The sequence below is a fragment of the Aquimarina sp. TRL1 genome (assembly GCF_013365535.1).
In the GTDB taxonomy this organism is placed as follows: Bacteria; Bacteroidota; Bacteroidia; order Flavobacteriales; family Flavobacteriaceae; genus Aquimarina; species Aquimarina hainanensis.
This window is the reverse complement of record NZ_CP053590.1, coordinates 3,536,379-3,553,603: the sequence shown is the minus strand read 5'-3', so window position 1 is coordinate 3,553,603 and position 17,225 is coordinate 3,536,379. Positions and strand designations below refer to the sequence as shown.

Genomic DNA, 17,225 nt, shown 5'->3' with positions numbered 1-17,225 from the left:
AAACAGAAAACTGTTTCTTCTACAAGATGTTAGGGTTGTTGTAACTACAATCTATTGTTATATGTGTTAGTAGAGTTTTTGAGAAGTGAGAGGTACTCCTTTCAGGTATATAGGTGTCTATTTAGGAGTATAGCCTTCCATTGGTTTATTCTTCATTTCTTCCAAAAAGGATAAACAATACAACTCCTACAAGTATGAGAAGAAATCTAATCACCCAACCGATGGTATTCCCCCACAGATCTACCCAAGAGAGCACTCTGATATTGTAATTAAAAATGGAGAGTACAATAGACATGATACCCATTGCTGCCAGTAATAATCCTCCTTGACCTAACTTTGTTTTAATGTTTTCCATATGCTTTTGTTGATTGTTGATGATAAAAGTATATGGTATAAGCAGAGAAAGAAATAGATAATCTATTTCTGAAGCTTTAGAATAAATAAACGTGATACTTAAAAAAATATTCGCAAAAGAGTCGTTATACTATGTTAACAATGCATTTAAAAACAGTTCTTTTTATATAGAAAAAAACATATTTTTTCCCCCTTTACAAAAACAAAAAAACTGATTACCAACGCAATATCTCTAAAAACACTATACCTGATCCAATTTTAGTAACGATGAGTAATACTGCATTACGTATGCTTTATCTGAGATATTCTTTATTTTATATACCAAACATTTTATAGTAAAGAAGGTATTAGTTTTTTTGTAAAATATAAGGGATTACTAAGGTAACTACTGTCCCTTTTTCATTATATTTTTTTCGATCTTCAACGACAACCGATCCTCTCGTTTTAAAGTCTTTTGATAAGATCTCTAATCGCTCTGAGGTTATGATAGTGGACAATGATTTCTTTTCTTGATTTTTCTTCTTCTTCAAAGAGTCAATCCCAACGCCATTATCTGAAATCTTACAAATCAAATCATTATTCAGATATGATAAGTGTATCTCAATGATTTTCTCTTCTTCTTGATTAATAAAAGCATGTTCTATAGCGTTTTCAACAAAGGGTTGAATAAGCATGGGTGATATTCTAAATAAGGTTTCATCTATGGCATCTTCTACAAAAACAGTATACTTACACGATTTACTCTCTAAAGTTTGAAGCGCCAGGTAATTTCTTACTGCTTTTAATTCTTGGGATAATAGAACGGTTTTATCTCTTGAATTTTCTAATATAATACGAAGTAACTTTGAAAATTTGGATAAATATGAAACTGACTTTTTTTCTTCTTTATTTAATATCATTCCTTGCAAAACAGAAAGTGAATTAAATATAAAATGAGGAGTCATTTGTGAACGTAACAGTTTTTGTTCGATTACAATATGTTGAGTTTTGGATTTTTCATTTCTCAGTTTTAAAAAGAAAATGATGGCTCCCAAAAGTAATATTATAACTAAAAAAGCAATTATACCCAGTAATAAATCACGTTGTGATTTTGCTAAATCCTGAGAGGTTTTTTTTACAGTTTTTGTTAATCTTAATTCTCTTTTTTCTGCAGACTCTAATTCATTTTTGTATTTGTACTCATATTCTAATGCTGTCATTCGCTCAATCCCCTTTTTATTTAGAAGGCTATCACTTATCACTTTGAATTTTTGATGGCTAAAAAATGCTTCTTTAAAATTGCCCGTATTCTTATAAATATTTGAAAGTAATTCGTAGGCATCTTTTTTGAAATCTAAAAGATCGTGTTGTTCAGAGAGCTCTTTACTTTTTAAAACATTAGATAATGCTTTATCATATTTTTTTTGATTTGCATAAACAGTGGCTATACCCAAATAAGAATTACATAACCCTAAATTATCTTCAATCTCTAGATTAATCGTTTTGGCTTCTGTATAACTTTTAAGTGCTTTTTTGTTGTCTTTTAGTAAAAATAAATAGACATCACCAATATTATTTAAACAAGTAGAAATCTGATCTTTATATAATATCTCCCTACTTATTTCTAAAGCCTTGTTTAAAAAAATGAGGGCATTTTCACTATCACCTTTTCTATTATAAACTATTCCTAAGTTATTTAAAGCATTACTGATATATCGTTTATTTCCTACTTTTTCCTCTATTTTTAAAGACTCTTTATAATTTTGTATCGCTTTTTCATATTGCTGATTCATTTTATAAATAATCCCTATATTATTTAAAGCCTTTGAGATAGCTGAAGTGTCTTTTATTTTTTTTGCAATAAATAATGATTTATTGTAAAACTCTAAAGCAAGAGGGTTGTTTCCTTTTTCATGATATAAAATACCTATATTATTTAAGCAACTCGAAATTTCAACCTCATTATTATATTTCCTATTAATGGCTAATGCTTTATTTAAACAATTTAGCGCCTCATCATAATTACTCATATCGGAATGAGCATAAGCAATGTATTTTAAACTTACAGCAATATTTTTTTCATTTTTAATCTCTTTATTAATTTGTATAGATTGTTGATGATATCCTATAGATTTTCTATACTCATGATTATAATATGCAGTAATTCCTAAACCGGTATAGCATTTTGATAGTCCTTCTTTTAAATTAATAATTTCATATAATAGAATGGCTTCATGAAAGCTTTTAATAGCTTGATCAAACTTTGATCGGGTGGAAAAAACAACTCCGTTTAAGTATGCTACTTTTGCTTTTCCTTTTGTATAGTTTAACGCATTACTTAATTTTTCAGCTTTCTCCAAGTATAATTTGGTAGAATTCACATCTTTTCGAAGATACGAAGATGCTAAATCATATAATAAATTTACTCGAATCGTATCATTTGTTTTATGTTTTTCTAATTCATTTTTTAGACTGTCAATCTTGTTATTCTGAGCTTGTATGCCTTCTGAGAAAAGAAAAAAAACAAATGTTATGAAAATATATTTAATAGAATTCATAAAACGAATTTACTGTTGCTTGCAGAGGTGATTGAATCCTTTTTTATTTCCTGAAAACGAGGAAAATTAACATCTGAATTCAAAACGGAAAAGTCCTTAACTTCTCTAAACAAAGATACAATAGTATTAGAGACCGTTCTATTTATTTCAAAAAGAAAACAACGTTTTTGCTCTACAGTTCAATATAACAAGTATGTCTTAAAAGCTAGTAATTTCTGCTCTTATTCACCATATCAAAAACACACTTAACACCAATAGCAGTAGAAAACTATTATTTACATCTAAAATTATAAACTTAATTTTCTCTACTAATTTTAAAGCTGCTGTGTATAGTAGTTATAATCTGATAATACTCTATCTATGAATTGCAACGGTTTTTCTTCTGGACTAACCTCCATCAGGGAACTCACTTTTTCTGATAATTGCAAAATTACATTGTGTTTTCCATCTCGTTTTGCTGCTGTATAAACTGCTTTAATTTTTCTGATTTGAGCATCATCAAAAACAGTTACCTGAGGATAAACAGGAAGGTAGTCGTCCGCTACTTCCACTAAAATGGTATCTTTAAAAGATACTCGTTTTTTTTCATCAATTACAGTAGTATTAGCCGCCATATCACCTAATCGTTGTCCTTTTCCCCGTAATAATATGACGCAAATTGCAACGCCTCCAGAGCTTATAGAAATATCGACCAAGCGCAATAACCATCGAATTAAATAATCCGAAAACTTTGGTCTGGAACCGTCTAACTTTGCTACTTTTATTTTCATAGCTGCCTTTCCCGGGGTTTTTCCATCCCAGAATGTCTCCCAAAGTAAAAAGTATAAGAAAAAAGGCAATCCAAATAGTAAGGAAAGTACCCATTGATTGGTCACGGCATCACTCAGTACTCCTACTACAAAAGCCATGATAAAAACGTAGACGATTAAAATCATCAAATCTATTAAATATGCCAGAATACGTTCTCCTATCCCTGCGATGTTTTGCTGAATACTTACATTTTGGGCAGTTTCTATTTGAAAATTATCCATTAATTATGTTTCTTTGATCCTCCTAATTAATATTCACATGCGTGAAGCTACTTTCATTAAGCAAAATAAAGATAAATGGTTAAAATTTGAAAGCGTTCTGAATAATAATGCTCAAATCTCCCCTGATGAGCTATCCGGACTATATATTGAAATTACGGACCACCTCAGCTATGCCCAAACATTTTACCCTAATAGTCAAACACTTGCGTACCTAAATGGACTTGCTTCGTCTGCACATCAAAAAATATACAAAACTCGAAAAGAAAAAAAGAACAGGCTGTTGTCTTTTTGGTTTCATGAATTCCCCTTAGAATTTTATACCTATCGAAAAGAACTCTTACTTGCTTTTCTTATTGCTGTCCTATTTACCGCTATCGGCGCTTATTCTGCTGCTACAGATGGAGCATTTGTTCGCTCTATCCTCGGAGATGGGTATGTAAACATGACCCTGAATAATATTGCCAATGATGATCCTATGGCTGTATATAAAAAAATGGGAGAAACAGATATGTTTCTGGGAATTACGATTAACAACATACGAGTTGCCCTGAATTGTTTTATTCTTGGGATTTTGTTTGGAATCGGTACCTTATATATGTTGATGAGCAATTTTATCATGCTCGGTTCTTTTCAGTACTTTTTTTATGACAAAGGTCTTTTATGGGAAAGTGCCCGAACGATCTGGATTCATGGTACTATCGAAATAGCTGCAATTATCATAGCAGGCTGTGCCGGTCTGGTTGTTGGAAAATCAATATTATTCCCCCAAACATATACGCGTCTTACTTCTTTTATAAGAGGAGTAAAAGCTGGACTCAAAATTGTAATCAGTACCATCCCTTTCTTTATAATAGCTGGTTTTTTAGAAGGTTTTGTGACCCGACATACAGAAATGCCTGACTGGCTAGCAATACTAATAATCCTTATTTCACTAGGTGTTATCCTTTTTTATTATGTGATATATCCTACTCAATTACATCAAATATCAACCAATGAACAATAATACGAACTTCATTCAATTTAAAAAACGAAGAGAATTAGGAGAAATTCTTACAGATACTTTTGCTTTTATCAGAAATAACGGGAAACCATTATTAACTCTGTTACTAAAGACTTCTGCAATTCCATTTATATTATTATTGATTGCTGCTGGTTACTACACATATCTATCCGGCGATATCTTAAACTTAGAAGCCTTACAGCATGGAAATTTAATTGATACAGGAAGTTTATTTGTATCTGCGGCATTCCTCTTTATTACACTAAGTGTGTTTTATTCTTGTCTATTTGGATCTATCATGTTTTTTATCAAAGAATATATCAAAAATAAAGGCACTGTAGATATTGATAATACTACCATACAAATAAAAGATGCCTTACCTAAGCTTATTGGGGTTGGTTTAATCAGCATGTTGATTATCTCTGTTGGTTTTTTTATGTGTATACTCCCCGGAATCTATTTCTATGTTCCTCTGAACTTAGTATTTTCCATTATGGTGTTTGAAGAAAAAGGAAGTTCCGAATCAATCTCTGATAGTTTTTCCTTAATAAAGGGAGAATGGTGGATGAGCTTCGCTACTCTATTTATCGTTAGCATTATTATTTCTTTTATTGGTTTTATATTTTCTCTTCCTGGGGTTATTTATACATTAATGCAAACCTTTACAGCTTCCGAACAAGGGTCTATTGCAGATTTTTCGGTTAATCAAGACTGGGTATTTATCGCACTAAACACCTTATCTTCATTACAATATGTCTTATATGGCATTATGGCTATTTCTGTAGCTTTTATTTATTATAACATCAAAGAAAAGAAGTTTTCTACAGGAGCGTTTGAAGAAATCGATTCTCTATAATAGTTTTATGATTCGCTGTTTTTTATATCATTTCCTTTTGAAGAAAATATACCTTTTTCTTCTTCTTTGTATTTCTTTCTTTGTAGAGACCAATGCTCGTACCTTACAAGAAAATGATATTCAGCAAAAGAGGGAAATTCAGTATGATCTGAATACAGCGCCTACCATCAGAACACTCGATGCTGATAAAATTCAAGAGTTTTCCGATCAAAAAGAATTTGATTATACAGAACAGGAAGAATCGGATAACTGGTGGTCCCGTTTTAAAGACTGGATCTCTCAATGGTGGAGAAAACTGATGAACTGGTTGTTTGATATTGATAGTGTAACCGGTTTTTGGTTATACGTACTGCAAAGTCTTCCGTATATCTTAATTCTTCTTATTCTGTTACTAATAGCATGGTTATTCCTGAAAGTTAATCCCAAAGAGATCCTTTTAGAAAAAACACCTTCGCCAGATGTTTTACTGTCAGAGGAAGAAGATATTATCCATAATAAAGATATCCAACAACTGATAGATCAAGCTATATCTGATAAAAATTACCGCTTAGCCATTCGCTACTACTATCTTTTGGTTCTCAAAAAACTTTCTGCTAAAGAAATTATTGAATGGGAAGCACAGAAAACAAATGAAGACTATAGCAATGAGGTAACAGATAAGCTTATAAAAAAACAGTTTAAAACCATTACCAGAATCTATGATTTTATTTGGTATGGAAGTTTTGAAGTGAATGAAAAACTATATCGTCGGGCAGAAAAAGAGTTTAAACATATAACCACCTTAATACAATCGTAATTTGAGAAATAAAAAAACAAACATATTACTGGTTGTACTAATACTGATACTCGGTTTATTAATCTATGTAGAGACTAGTAAGCCTATTCCTGTAAACTGGTCTCCCAGTTATTCTAAAATTGATAAAATTCCTCTGGGGAGTTATGTATCTCATCGGCTGATCAAAGCATCATTAGATGATTCTATACTCAAAGATATTAACCAACCTCCTTATGAATACCTTACTGATAATCCTAATCAAGAAGGGAGCTATGTGTTTATTAATAATCATATTGATTTTGACAAAAGTGAAATGAACCAGCTGTTAGCATGGGTTGCTAAAGGGAATACCTTATTTATCTCTGCTAATACCATCGAAAAAAAACTGCTGGATACCTTACTGATAAAAACAGACCAGGAAACATCTTATGATCAGGTCACAATACATCCGCTGGTTGCTTTGGTGAATCCTATGCTAAAAAAGGAATCCCCTTTTCTATATGACAGAAATAATTACACCCGATATTTTTCAGCAATTGATACCACCCATGCTACAGTTCTGGGAGTAACGCAAATATATAGAGATAGCTTACTTATAGATCAGCCCAAATTCAATTATATAAAACATTCTTTTTATAAAGGGAATATTTTTCTTCATACTTTTCCCGAAGCATTCGGGAATTATTTCATGCTCAAAGATGGTAACTATCACTATACGCAAAACCTCTTTAGTTACATAGATGCTCAGAAGCCAATACTTTGGGATCATTATTACAAAGCTGGAAAAATATTCAACACTTCTCCCTTATATATACTACTCAATAACAAACACCTGAAATGGAGTTATTATTTTATACTCATAGGAGGAGTTTTATTTATTATTTTTGAAGGAAAACGCAAGCAGCGAAGTATTCCTATTATTCCTCCATTAAAAAATCAAACTATTGCTTTTACCAGAACAATTAGCGGGATGTATTTTGAAAAAAGAAAACATCGGGAAATAGGAAACAAACAAATTCTGTTATTTATGGATTACATCAGGAATCAATTGAGAATTCCTACGGATTCCATAACAGAGCAGACCCTGTCAGATATCGCTGCCAGAAGTAATAACGAATTAGATGACACTAAAAATTTATTTACTTACTTTAACGGGTTTAAAGAGAAAACAGTAGTTACCCCGGATGACCTGATCGAATTAAATCGCTTAATCACGAATTTTAAAGCTAAGTAAATACTAAAAACTACCATATGGAAAATGAAGAGTCAATAAATAACCCCTCCTCCGAGCCTATACAATCTATACCAGAACAGCATCAAAAACTTGATTTCGAAAATCGAATACAGCTTGGGGAGTTACAGGAAGCAGTAGCACAATTAAAATCCGAATTAGCCAAAGTAATTATTGGTCAACAAGATTTTATTGAGTTACTCATCGTCTCCTTATTGGCAGATGGTCATGTATTAATAGAAGGAGTTCCCGGTATTGCAAAAACAGTAACAGCTAAACTATTTGCCAAAACGCTAAAAACTGCTTTTAACCGGATTCAGTTTACCCCGGATTTGATGCCTAGTGATGTATTAGGAACCTCTGTTCTAAACATGAAATCAGGAGATTTTGAATTTAAAAAAGGACCTGTTTTTTCTAATATGGTGCTTATCGATGAGATCAACAGAGCTCCTGCCAAAACACAGGCTGCTTTATTCGAGGTGATGGAAGAGAAACAGGTAACAATTGATGGTATTCGATATCCGATGGAACCTCCTTTTATGGTATTAGCAACCCAGAATCCAGTAGAACAAGAAGGAACCTATGCCCTTCCTGAAGCACAATTGGATCGTTTTCTTTTTAAGATAAATGTAGCCTACCCTTCTATAGAAGAAGAAATCGAAATTCTGAAATCACATCATGAACGAAAAGCAATAAAAGCCATAGAAATGATTACTCCTGTTATTACTCCGGAAAAATTAATGGAATTTAAAAACAAAACTCAGGAAGTAATTATAGAAGATAAAATAATAGGATATATCGCTGAGATTGTTACCAAAACCCGTACACACCCTCACTTATATTTAGGTGGTTCTCCCAGAGCTTCTATTGCCATTATGAATGCTTCCAAAGCATTTGCAGCCATTAACGGAAGAGATTTTGTTACTCCCGAAGATATAAAAAAATCACTATTCCCTGTACTAAGACATAGAGTTATCCTTGCTCCAGAACGGGAAATGGAAGGAATGACGACAGAAAACGTACTGGAAATGATATTACAATCTGTAGAAATCCCCCGCTAGTGTTTTTAGAATTCATCAAATCGCTATACCTGACCAAGAGAGTATTTTACCTACTGGCTGCTATCATCATCCTCTTTTTATTCTCTAATTGGTTACCAGGAATATATCCTATCATATGGATGATCGTATGGGCTGTACTTCTGACATGCTTATTTGATGGTATCACCTTATACAAATACAAAAACGGAATAAAGGCACATCGCTTACTTCCTGATAAATTTTCAAATGGAGATTATAATGCCATTCCTGTCCAAATTACAAATAACTACCCCATTCGGATTCATACTGAAATTATAGATGAAATCCCTATCCAATTTCAAAAAAGAGATTTTTTAAAACAGATCTCTATTGCCTCGAGGGAGGTAGTAAATTTTGAATATACAATACGACCTGTACAAAGAGGAGTATATACCTTTGGCCACTTACATATCTATGCGTATACGAATATTGGTTTAATCAAAAGAAGGTTTCGATTTGATAAAGAAGCAGCTGTAAAAGTTTACCCTTCTTTTATTCAAATGAAAAAACATGATTTTCTGGCAATCAATAACAGAGTTAGTACACTAGGGCTTAAAAAGATTCGGAAAATCGGACATACGATGGAGTTTGAGCAAATAAAAGAATATGTAGTAGGTGATGATGTTCGAACAATCAACTGGAAAACTACTGCAAAACATGGACACTTGATGATCAACCAATATCAGGACGAAAAATCACAACCCATTTACTCCATTATCAATGCCAGCCGGGTAATGAAAATGCCATTTAACGGGCTAAGTCTTTTAGATTATGCTATTAATAGTGCATTGGCTTTTTCTAATATTGCTCTAAAAAAGCACGACAAGGTAGGATTGCTAAGTTTTTCTAATAAAATCAATAATTTTTTACCTGCACAAAGAAAAAAAACATATCTGAATACGATTTCTGATAGTTTATACAATATAGATACGGAATTTCTTGACGCTGATTTTGGAATGCTATACGCGCAGATTAAACGGCAAATCTCTCAGCGAAGTCTCCTGCTACTCTATACAAACTATGAGCACATCTCTTCATTAAAAAGACAACTTCCTTATCTAAAATCTATTGCTAAAAAACACCTGTTAGTGGTTATCTTTTTCGAAAACACAGAACTACAACAAGTAATTCATAAAAACACCTCCGACCTTCAAGGTATTTATGACAAAACTATTGCTCAGCAATTTGCTTATGACAAAAAAACAATGGTCAAAGAACTTCAAAAACACGGTATTCAATCCGTATTAACTGCTCCGGAAAACTTAACCGTTAATACGATTAATAAGTATTTGGAGATTAAAGCCAGAGGGATTTTATAACACTATTTTTTATTGTTTTGAAAATCCCTGCTCAATAATCAGATGCAACTATGTTAAATGCTATCCCGAAATTAACAGCCATTCTCTATAGAACATTTGTACCTGTACCTAAGTTATTTCGGATAAAATTACATTTCATCACTCCTTTTTGACAATTGGTCACATTTTTTTCATTTATACCTCTCCATTTGCTGACATTTGGAACATCAAAAACAATAAAACCATATACGATGAAAACAGTAATATTATACCTAACATTTCTTTTAATGAGTTTATTTAGTACAGCACAGGAAGTTTCTGGAATTACCATTACTGTTACCACACCTAATGTGACAGGGGATCAGGGAGAAGTAATATACGGTTTATACGATCAAAACACTTTTATGAAAGCTGCTCCCATTCAGGCAGCAAAAAGTAATATAAAAAATGGAGTCGCTACGATTACTTTTACAAATGTCCCAGAAGGAAACTATGCCATTTCATGTTTTCATGATACCAATGGAAATAATAGAATGGACTTCGAAGCTAATGGAATGCCAAAAGAAAATTATGGGATATCCAATAATAACATGAGTTACGGTCCTCCAGTATGGGCAGATGCCAAATTTGAAGTTGCCACAGAAAATATCGTTATGGAGATACGGATGTAATCAATCCATCATTGTTATAGAGAAAAAATCAGCATTATCAAAAAACGAACCCTCATCAGCTATAAAATGTGTTTTATAGCTGATTTTTTATTTATACTAAAAATATAAGCTAATTGTTTAACAAATAATAAAATAGATAAAAACAATTTTTTTAATCAAATACGATAAGATTAATCAATCGCTTTTTGTATTTTTGTTTAAAACCTAGGACTCTATGACAATTACACAACTACGATACGTTCTTGCTGTAGCAGAACATCAAAATTTTACCAAAGCTGCAGAGAAAACTTTTGTTACCCAACCTACCTTAAGTATGCAAATTCAGAAACTGGAAGAAGAACTGGATATACTTATCTTCGATCGTAGTAAAAAACCAATCGAACTGACAGATGTAGGAAAAAAACTAGTACAACAGGCCCGAAATATCGTTAATGAGAGTGAACGTATTCAGGATATTGTGGATCAACAAAAAGGGTTTATAGGAGGAGAGTTTAAAATTGGTGTAATTCCTACTATTATGCCCACCTTACTTCCTATGTTCTTAAACAATTTTATAAAAAAGTATCCCAAAGTAAAACTAAAAATAGAAGAACTGACAACAGAAGCCATAGTAGAACGTCTATTAGATGGACATCTCGATGCTGCCATTGCTGCTACTCCTTTGGAAAATGAAAGTATAAAAGAGCGTGTTCTGTATTACGAACCTTTTGTAGGCTATATCCCTTCAAATCATCGACTCAACCAAAAGAAAAACATCGATATTAGCGATCTCAATGTGGATGATATGTTGTTATTAGAAGACGGGCATTGCTTCAGAGATGGAATTCTGAATTTATGTAAGACGCAAAAGGGTTTTGACGAAGATCATTTTCAATTAGAGAGTGGTAGTTTTGAAACTTTGGTAAAATTATCTAATGAAGGATTAGGAATGACATTATTACCTTACTTACATACCTTGGACATCAATCCTAATGAAAAAGAATATCTTCACTATTTTAATGAACCTTCTCCTGCTAGAGAAGTGAGCCTTATCTTTAATAAAAGTGAATTAAAGATGCATATTATAGATGCATTACATTCTACTATAGCTGGAGTTGTTAAAGGAGCTATTACATTTCAAAATGTTCAAATTATAAGCCCTCTTTCAAAAGCAAAAAGCGACTGAAAAGTCGCTTTTTTTCTATGATTTTAAATGTATTAAACATGGTTGTAATTCTGGCCGCTCCGCGGTGAGAGAATGAATCCATATTTTTAATTCTTCAATCTCATGAGGAAGTAATCTATTTACTGCTTTAATTACTTCTTTTGTAAAAAGATTCACATCAAAACTGACTTTTTTAAGAACAGCTTTTGTGTAATCAAACATTGCTCTAGCCATAAATTAATAGGGGATTAAATTATAAAGTTAGATAAAAATATGTAAGAACTTTCTTACAATCTTTATTGATTGCTAGTCTAATATACATAAATTAATCCAATAATCTGGTATCTTAGCGCTTATTTAACAAAATTAAAAATTATTATCCCCATCCAGAATATCTCCTAATCCCCCTAAAATACTACCCTCTCCTCTACTTTTTCCTCCTGCACTTGGGGCTAATGCCAGTACTCTATTTGCTAATCTGCTAAAGGGTAATGACTGGATAAAAACCACTCCTGGACCTGTTAGTGTAGCAAAAAACAATCCTTCACCACCAAAAATAGTATTCTTTATACCTCCAACTAATTCGATATCATAAGTTACTCCTTTAGAAAAACCTATAATACATCCGGTATCTATCTTTAATTTCTCTCCTGGTTCCAGTTGTTTCATTGCTGTTGTTCCTCCTGCATGGACAAATGCCATTCCATCTCCTTCTAATTTTTGCATAATAAAACCTTCTCCTCCAAAAAGACCTCTTCCCAGTTTTCGAGAAAATTCTATTCCTACGGATACTCCTTTCGCTGCACATAAAAATGCATCTTTCTGACAAATAAATTTCCCTCCATATTTCGACAAATCTAATGGAATAATTTTTCCGGGATAAGGGGATGCAAAACTTACTTTTTTCTTTCCTCCAACCTGATTATAAAAAGCTGTCATGAACAAACTTTCTCCGGTAAGCAAGCGTTTTCCTGCCCCAAAGATCTTACCCATAATCCCTTTATCTTTCTCAGAACCATCTCCAAAAATAGTCTCCATCTTTATACCATCGTCCATCATCATAAAACTACCTGCTTCTGCTATAACCCCTTCCTGTGGATCTAACTCTATCTCTACATACTGCATTTCTTCGCCATAGATCGTATAATCTATTTCATGTGCTATCATATTATATATTGTTTAATTGATTAATGAATTCAATTAATAAGTACTAAAATATGATGATCTGTTACACACCTTTTTATAAATACAGCGAGTATGGTCGTTTTTATTGTTTTACTTTGATTGTCCATTCAAAGGCAAAGGCTGAAACTTCATCTCCCGTAGCATCTCTTCCTATTGATTTCATTGTTATTGTTTGTCCCTCTCCTGTTTCAATCGCTTTTTGAACTGCCTCTTCTACCAAATGTCCATCATTACAACTAAAAAGAATTTTTCCTGTAGCCTTCTTAGAGAAAGTTGCATTATTAGAGGCAACTAACATGGATATTTTTTGTTTTTGCCTTTGTATACACCCCATAACCAATGCTCCTGTTGTTAGCTCTGCTGCCATTCCCTGAACTGCCCAAAACATAGACCGAAAAGGGTTCTGATTAATCCATCTGTGACGTACACTTACCTGGCAGCTTGCCACCGATATTTCTTTTACCCGTACACCACATAACCATGCTGATGGTAGCTTTAACATTGTAAACAAATTGATCTTTCCTGGTGTCATTTTATTCATATTATTCTCTTACTAACTATTACTTTATTGTTTTAGGCATTAATTATATTACTAATTGTTCTAATAACCAGATGCATAATTCTTACAAGAAACCTTTTTTTTACAAAAAAACCTAGATACAAGGTCATTTTTATACCTCTATATCCAGGTTTCTTCTAAATTCTTTTAATTGTTTTAAGTGCCCTATACTTTTATAAAGTAACTACTGCAATCAATCCAATTAAATCCATAAGCAGTACTTTCCATCGATACATCGTCCGTTGTCGCATAACTGAACTCCCGAAGGTGTATTTACACAACATTTTTTATTCGAACTTTTGCATCCAAAAAAACCTGCTCCCAGTATCTCTCTTTGCTCCTCTTTGTCAATTACCTGTACTCCTGTAAGCCCCAAAATACATTTTAACATGATCTGAAAATTAAGAATTAATACTGTGATAAATGTACTATTTTCATCCCCTTTATACCTACGGACATAAGCCCTAAAAAATACGTAAAAACAGTATTTAAAAAATTCCAAACCTTGCAAAAACAAATTAAAACACTGTAATACAGTTATTTAAAAACAAATAAAATAGACTCTAAAAATAGAATAGATACTCGCTTGTTAGGGCTTTTTTGTCCTTTTTTTTCAAAACACAAATGTTAATTTTATGTTAATTTATGGTACTATGTTTTGCATAATACCTTCTTTTAGATATATATTTGCATAAGAAACTATTATATACTTTAAACCGATGTCAACAAATAATCATAAAAACATAGCTACTTTTATTCATTTGAGTATTTTTTCGAAATATTTTTTTCCATTGGGAAATTATATCATGCCACTCATCTTATGGACCGTGAATAAAGAAAAGTCATCATTTATTGACAGACATGGAAAACAGGCAATCAATTTCCAGTTGAGTATATTACTGTATACTATCATATTAGGAACTTTTTCTTTTCCTTTTTTTGTCTTTAATGTTTTTGACAATATCTCTTTTGATCATTTATCTAGTTTTCATGATCTATCAATTAACTTATCAGATTCTGGAGGATTTTGGGCGTTGACAGGAGTTTCTTTTATTGGTCTACTTGCTTTAATAGGCTTCTTTTTAGAAATCATTTTTATTATCACAGCCTCCTTAAAAGCGAATAAAGGAGAAACATATACATATCCGTTAACTATTAATTTTATCAAATAATATGTAACAGTAAATGAACTATTAATATCAAACCAAATACTTCTGAAGAAATACTATAAATAATAACTTAATCACTTATTTTTATAGCTTGCCTTAACCAAAGGATATTGACATCAGGTACATTATGTGTTTGAATAATCAATCAAAAAATGAACAGTTTAACTTTTTTTAAAACCATAGCTTTATGAAGATCGAAAACACAAAAGCGCAAATGCGCAAAGGTGTATTAGAATACTGTATACTTTCGATCCTAAAGGATAATGATGCGTACGTTGCAGAAATTCTTGAAACGCTAAAAGATGCCAAAATGCTTGTCGTTGAAGGAACTATATACCCTCTTCTTACCAGATTGAAAAATGCAGGTCTGTTAAGTTACCGATGGGAGGAATCTACATCCGGTCCTCCGAGAAAGTATTACGGATTAACAGAAACAGGAAAACTATTCCTAAAAGAATTAAATACAACATGGGATGAACTACAAAATGCAGTAGCACTGGTAACCAAACAAAAAAACAAGAAAAATGAACAAGACAGTTAATATAAATTTAGCAGGTATATTTTTTCACATAGACGAGGATGCGTACTTAAAGCTACAACGTTATCTACAGGCTATAAAACGTTCATTTACCAATTCACAGGGAAGAGACGAGATTATCGCTGACATTGAAGCTCGTATGGCGGAGTTGTTTAGTGAAAAAATCAAAGACGAAAGAAATGTTATCAGTATCAAAGAGGTAGATGATATCATTAGTATAATGGGGCAACCGGAAGATTATCAAGTAGATGAAGAGATATTTGATGACGAACCCAGGCAGCCCTATACCAAGAGAACCTCTCCACGTCAATTATATAGAGATACTATGAATTCTTATGTAGGTGGAGTTAGTTCAGGACTTGGACATTATTTTAGAGTAGATCCTATTTGGTTACGATTGGCTTGGATCTTATTAACAATTTTTTCCAGTGGTGCTTTTATCCTTATTTATATAGCCCTATGGATATTTGTTCCCGAAGCCAAATCGACAGCAGATCACCTGGCGATGAAAGGAGAAGCTGTCAATATCAGTAACATTGAAAAAAAAATTAAAGAAGGATTTAGTGGAGTCGCTGATTCAGTAAAAAATGTAGATTACGAGAAGTATGGTAATAAAGTCAAAAACAGCTCGACTACTTTTTTTGAAACCCTGGCGAGTATTCTATTAGCAATTCTCAAAGGAGCTCTTAAGTTTTTTGGAGTACTCATTGCTATGGTATCTGGAATAACACTTATCAGCTTATTTATCAGCTTATTTGCTGTAGGTATTTTTGGAATTTATGATTCTCCATGGATGGAATATCTTGAAGTAGGCAATCAGCCTAATGTACCCTTGTGGTTCCTTTCGATACTCGCCTTTTTGGTCATAGGAATCCCTTTCTTTTTCCTATTCATCCTGGGACTCAAAATTGTAATCACCAACTTAAAATCAATAGGAACTCCAATCAAGTTAGGATTACTAGGATTATGGTTGCTGGCAATGGTAGGGCTAGGAGTTATTGCAGCCAGACACGCTACACAAGAAGCTTTTGAAGCAGAAATTATATCAGAAGAAAAGTTGCTTCCTGTCTCTAAAAATGATACGCTAACCCTAAAAATGGTGAAAAACAATCGCTATTTAAAATACCTCAGAGGGTCTTATGATTACAGAGTAAAAAGAGACCCTGATGGAAATAAAGTAATTGTTCTTAAAGACGTTGAAATCTTTCTTAAAACATCAGAAAATGATTCTCTTATCGGACTATCAATAGAAAAATCAGCAGAAGGAAGTTCTTATGAGGAAGCCCGAAAAAGAGCTCAGGAAATAAAATACAATTATGAATTAGACGGAAACACCTTGTTACTTAATGGGTATGCATTAACAGATTACGTAAATAAACACAGGGATCAGCAAGTTAATATCTTTTTATCCCTCCCAGAAGGAGTAACAGTGTTTGCCGATGATAATACAGCCAGATATACAAACTCATGGGAGTATGATGACTATATTTCTCTTAATGATCAGGAAGAAAAATACCTAAAAGTAACCAATGGAAAATTCGATTGTACCAATTGTTCTGAGGAACAGAATGAGGAAAAACAATCATGGGAAGAAGATGAAGATAAAGAAGAAGGTGCCGTACGTATCAACCTCAATACAGATGACGAGAATTTTAAACTAAAAATTGACGAAAACGGTGTGGAAATCAATAATCAGCCGGTAAAGCTAAAAATCGATGAAAACGGCATCGAATTAAAAAAAGACCAAGAATAATTTAATACATCAATCAAAAAACGAACAGTAACAAAAAAATGTTTG

At 32.6% G+C, this 17,225-nt stretch carries 18 protein-coding genes; 11 read left to right on the top strand and 7 right to left on the bottom strand.

Annotated features, from left to right (window positions below; translation table 11 throughout):
• Positions 1 to 145: 145 nt before the first annotated feature.
• From HN014_RS14465 to HN014_RS14455, 3 genes are all read right to left on the bottom strand, one after another.
• On the bottom strand, positions 146 to 355 hold the full coding sequence (locus HN014_RS14465; protein ID WP_176029562.1) for a hypothetical protein: 210 nt from the start codon (positions 353 to 355) through the stop codon (positions 146 to 148).
• Positions 356 to 701: 346 nt separating this feature from the next.
• A complete protein-coding gene (locus HN014_RS14460; RefSeq protein WP_176029561.1) occupies positions 702 to 2,891 on the bottom strand; it encodes a tetratricopeptide repeat protein in 2,190 nt (729 codons plus the stop codon).
• Positions 2,892 to 3,205: 314 nt separating this feature from the next.
• Positions 3,206 to 3,922, bottom strand: a complete 717-nt coding sequence (locus HN014_RS14455) for an RDD family protein (protein WP_176029560.1) — start codon at positions 3,920 to 3,922, stop codon at positions 3,206 to 3,208.
• Positions 3,923 to 3,959: 37 nt separating this feature from the next.
• Between HN014_RS14455 and HN014_RS14450 the strand changes: the two genes are divergently transcribed.
• The 8 genes from HN014_RS14450 to HN014_RS14415 all read left to right on the top strand — a co-directional run bounded on the left by HN014_RS14450 (position 3,960) and on the right by HN014_RS14415 (position 11,997).
• Complete coding sequence (locus HN014_RS14450) at positions 3,960 to 4,925, top strand: stage II sporulation protein M (protein WP_176029559.1); 966 nt, start codon at positions 3,960 to 3,962, stop codon at positions 4,923 to 4,925.
• Positions 4,915 to 5,778: a hypothetical protein gene (locus tag HN014_RS14445; protein ID WP_176029558.1), complete on the top strand. Its 864-nt coding sequence runs from the start codon at positions 4,915 to 4,917 to the stop codon at positions 5,776 to 5,778. Before HN014_RS14450 ends, HN014_RS14445 begins: the two co-directional genes overlap by 11 nt.
• 37 nt (positions 5,779 to 5,815) lie before the next feature.
• Positions 5,816 to 6,574, top strand: a complete 759-nt coding sequence (locus HN014_RS14440) for a DUF4129 domain-containing protein (protein WP_176029557.1) — start codon at positions 5,816 to 5,818, stop codon at positions 6,572 to 6,574.
• Between the two features lies 1 nt (position 6,575).
• Positions 6,576 to 7,787: a DUF4350 domain-containing protein gene (locus HN014_RS14435; RefSeq protein WP_176029556.1), complete on the top strand. Its 1,212-nt coding sequence runs from the start codon at positions 6,576 to 6,578 to the stop codon at positions 7,785 to 7,787.
• 17 nt (positions 7,788 to 7,804) lie between these two features.
• Positions 7,805 to 8,845 carry a MoxR family ATPase gene (locus HN014_RS14430; RefSeq protein ID WP_176029555.1) on the top strand — a complete coding sequence of 347 codons (1,041 nt, stop codon included), beginning with the start codon at positions 7,805 to 7,807 and terminating at the stop codon, positions 8,843 to 8,845.
• Complete coding sequence (locus HN014_RS14425; protein WP_176029554.1) at positions 8,845 to 10,182, top strand: DUF58 domain-containing protein; 1,338 nt, start codon at positions 8,845 to 8,847, stop codon at positions 10,180 to 10,182. Before HN014_RS14430 ends, HN014_RS14425 begins: the two co-directional genes overlap by 1 nt.
• Before the next feature lie 230 nt (positions 10,183 to 10,412).
• On the top strand, positions 10,413 to 10,832 hold the full coding sequence (locus HN014_RS14420; RefSeq protein ID WP_176029553.1) for a DUF2141 domain-containing protein: 420 nt from the start codon (positions 10,413 to 10,415) through the stop codon (positions 10,830 to 10,832).
• A gap of 214 nt (positions 10,833 to 11,046) precedes the next feature.
• Positions 11,047 to 11,997, top strand: a complete 951-nt coding sequence (locus tag HN014_RS14415; RefSeq protein WP_176029552.1) for a LysR substrate-binding domain-containing protein — start codon at positions 11,047 to 11,049, stop codon at positions 11,995 to 11,997.
• A 15-nt stretch (positions 11,998 to 12,012) separates the two neighbouring features.
• On the opposite strand, the gene HN014_RS14410 is transcribed toward HN014_RS14415, so the two are convergent.
• The 4 genes from HN014_RS14410 to HN014_RS14395 form a co-directional block, all read right to left on the bottom strand.
• Positions 12,013 to 12,210, bottom strand: a complete 198-nt coding sequence (locus HN014_RS14410; protein ID WP_176029551.1) for a hypothetical protein — start codon at positions 12,208 to 12,210, stop codon at positions 12,013 to 12,015.
• Positions 12,211 to 12,342: 132 nt separating this feature from the next.
• Positions 12,343 to 13,143, bottom strand: a complete 801-nt coding sequence (locus HN014_RS14405; protein ID WP_176029550.1) for a TIGR00266 family protein — start codon at positions 13,141 to 13,143, stop codon at positions 12,343 to 12,345.
• Between the two features lie 100 nt (positions 13,144 to 13,243).
• On the bottom strand, positions 13,244 to 13,702 hold the full coding sequence (locus HN014_RS14400) for a DUF4442 domain-containing protein (RefSeq protein WP_176029549.1): 459 nt from the start codon (positions 13,700 to 13,702) through the stop codon (positions 13,244 to 13,246).
• Positions 13,703 to 13,922: 220 nt separating this feature from the next.
• Positions 13,923 to 14,111, bottom strand: coding sequence for a hypothetical protein (locus HN014_RS14395; RefSeq protein WP_176029548.1), 189 nt, complete (start codon positions 14,109 to 14,111; stop codon positions 13,923 to 13,925).
• 328 nt (positions 14,112 to 14,439) lie between these two features.
• Between HN014_RS14395 and HN014_RS14390 the strand changes: the two genes are divergently transcribed.
• The 3 genes from HN014_RS14390 to HN014_RS14380 all read left to right on the top strand — a co-directional run bounded on the left by HN014_RS14390 (position 14,440) and on the right by HN014_RS14380 (position 17,180).
• A complete protein-coding gene (locus tag HN014_RS14390; RefSeq protein WP_176029547.1) occupies positions 14,440 to 14,892 on the top strand; it encodes a DUF4870 domain-containing protein in 453 nt (150 codons plus the stop codon).
• 184 nt (positions 14,893 to 15,076) lie between these two features.
• The gene (locus HN014_RS14385) at positions 15,077 to 15,430 is read left to right on the top strand and encodes a PadR family transcriptional regulator (RefSeq protein WP_176029546.1); all 354 of its coding nucleotides are present in this window, start codon (positions 15,077 to 15,079) and stop codon (positions 15,428 to 15,430) included.
• The gene (locus tag HN014_RS14380) at positions 15,414 to 17,180 is read left to right on the top strand and encodes a PspC domain-containing protein (protein ID WP_176029545.1); all 1,767 of its coding nucleotides are present in this window, start codon (positions 15,414 to 15,416) and stop codon (positions 17,178 to 17,180) included. Before HN014_RS14385 ends, HN014_RS14380 begins: the two co-directional genes overlap by 17 nt.
• Positions 17,181 to 17,225: the final 45 nt, after the last annotated feature.

Bases quoted from the DNA above. Each gene is read 5' to 3' on its own strand.
- HN014_RS14465 (WP_176029562.1), bottom strand. From the start codon at position 355: ATGGAAAACATTAAAACAAAGTTAGGTCAAGGAGGATTATTACTGGCA.
- HN014_RS14460 (WP_176029561.1), bottom strand. From the start codon at position 2,891: ATGAATTCTATTAAATATATTTTCATAACATTTGTTTTTTTTCTTTTC.
- HN014_RS14455 (WP_176029560.1), bottom strand. From the start codon at position 3,922: ATGGATAATTTTCAAATAGAAACTGCCCAAAATGTAAGTATTCAGCAA.
- HN014_RS14450 (WP_176029559.1), top strand. From the start codon at position 3,960: ATGCGTGAAGCTACTTTCATTAAGCAAAATAAAGATAAATGGTTAAAA.
- HN014_RS14445 (WP_176029558.1), top strand. From the start codon at position 4,915: ATGAACAATAATACGAACTTCATTCAATTTAAAAAACGAAGAGAATTA.
- HN014_RS14430 (WP_176029555.1), top strand. From the start codon at position 7,805: ATGGAAAATGAAGAGTCAATAAATAACCCCTCCTCCGAGCCTATACAA.
- HN014_RS14420 (WP_176029553.1), top strand. From the start codon at position 10,413: ATGAAAACAGTAATATTATACCTAACATTTCTTTTAATGAGTTTATTT.
- HN014_RS14415 (WP_176029552.1), top strand. From the start codon at position 11,047: ATGACAATTACACAACTACGATACGTTCTTGCTGTAGCAGAACATCAA.
- HN014_RS14410 (WP_176029551.1), bottom strand. From the start codon at position 12,210: ATGGCTAGAGCAATGTTTGATTACACAAAAGCTGTTCTTAAAAAAGTC.
- HN014_RS14405 (WP_176029550.1), bottom strand. From the start codon at position 13,143: ATGATAGCACATGAAATAGATTATACGATCTATGGCGAAGAAATGCAG.
- HN014_RS14400 (WP_176029549.1), bottom strand. From the start codon at position 13,702: ATGAATAAAATGACACCAGGAAAGATCAATTTGTTTACAATGTTAAAG.
- HN014_RS14395 (WP_176029548.1), bottom strand. From the start codon at position 14,111: ATGTTAAAATGTATTTTGGGGCTTACAGGAGTACAGGTAATTGACAAA.
- HN014_RS14390 (WP_176029547.1), top strand. From the start codon at position 14,440: ATGTCAACAAATAATCATAAAAACATAGCTACTTTTATTCATTTGAGT.
- HN014_RS14385 (WP_176029546.1), top strand. From the start codon at position 15,077: ATGAAGATCGAAAACACAAAAGCGCAAATGCGCAAAGGTGTATTAGAA.
- HN014_RS14380 (WP_176029545.1), top strand. From the start codon at position 15,414: ATGAACAAGACAGTTAATATAAATTTAGCAGGTATATTTTTTCACATA.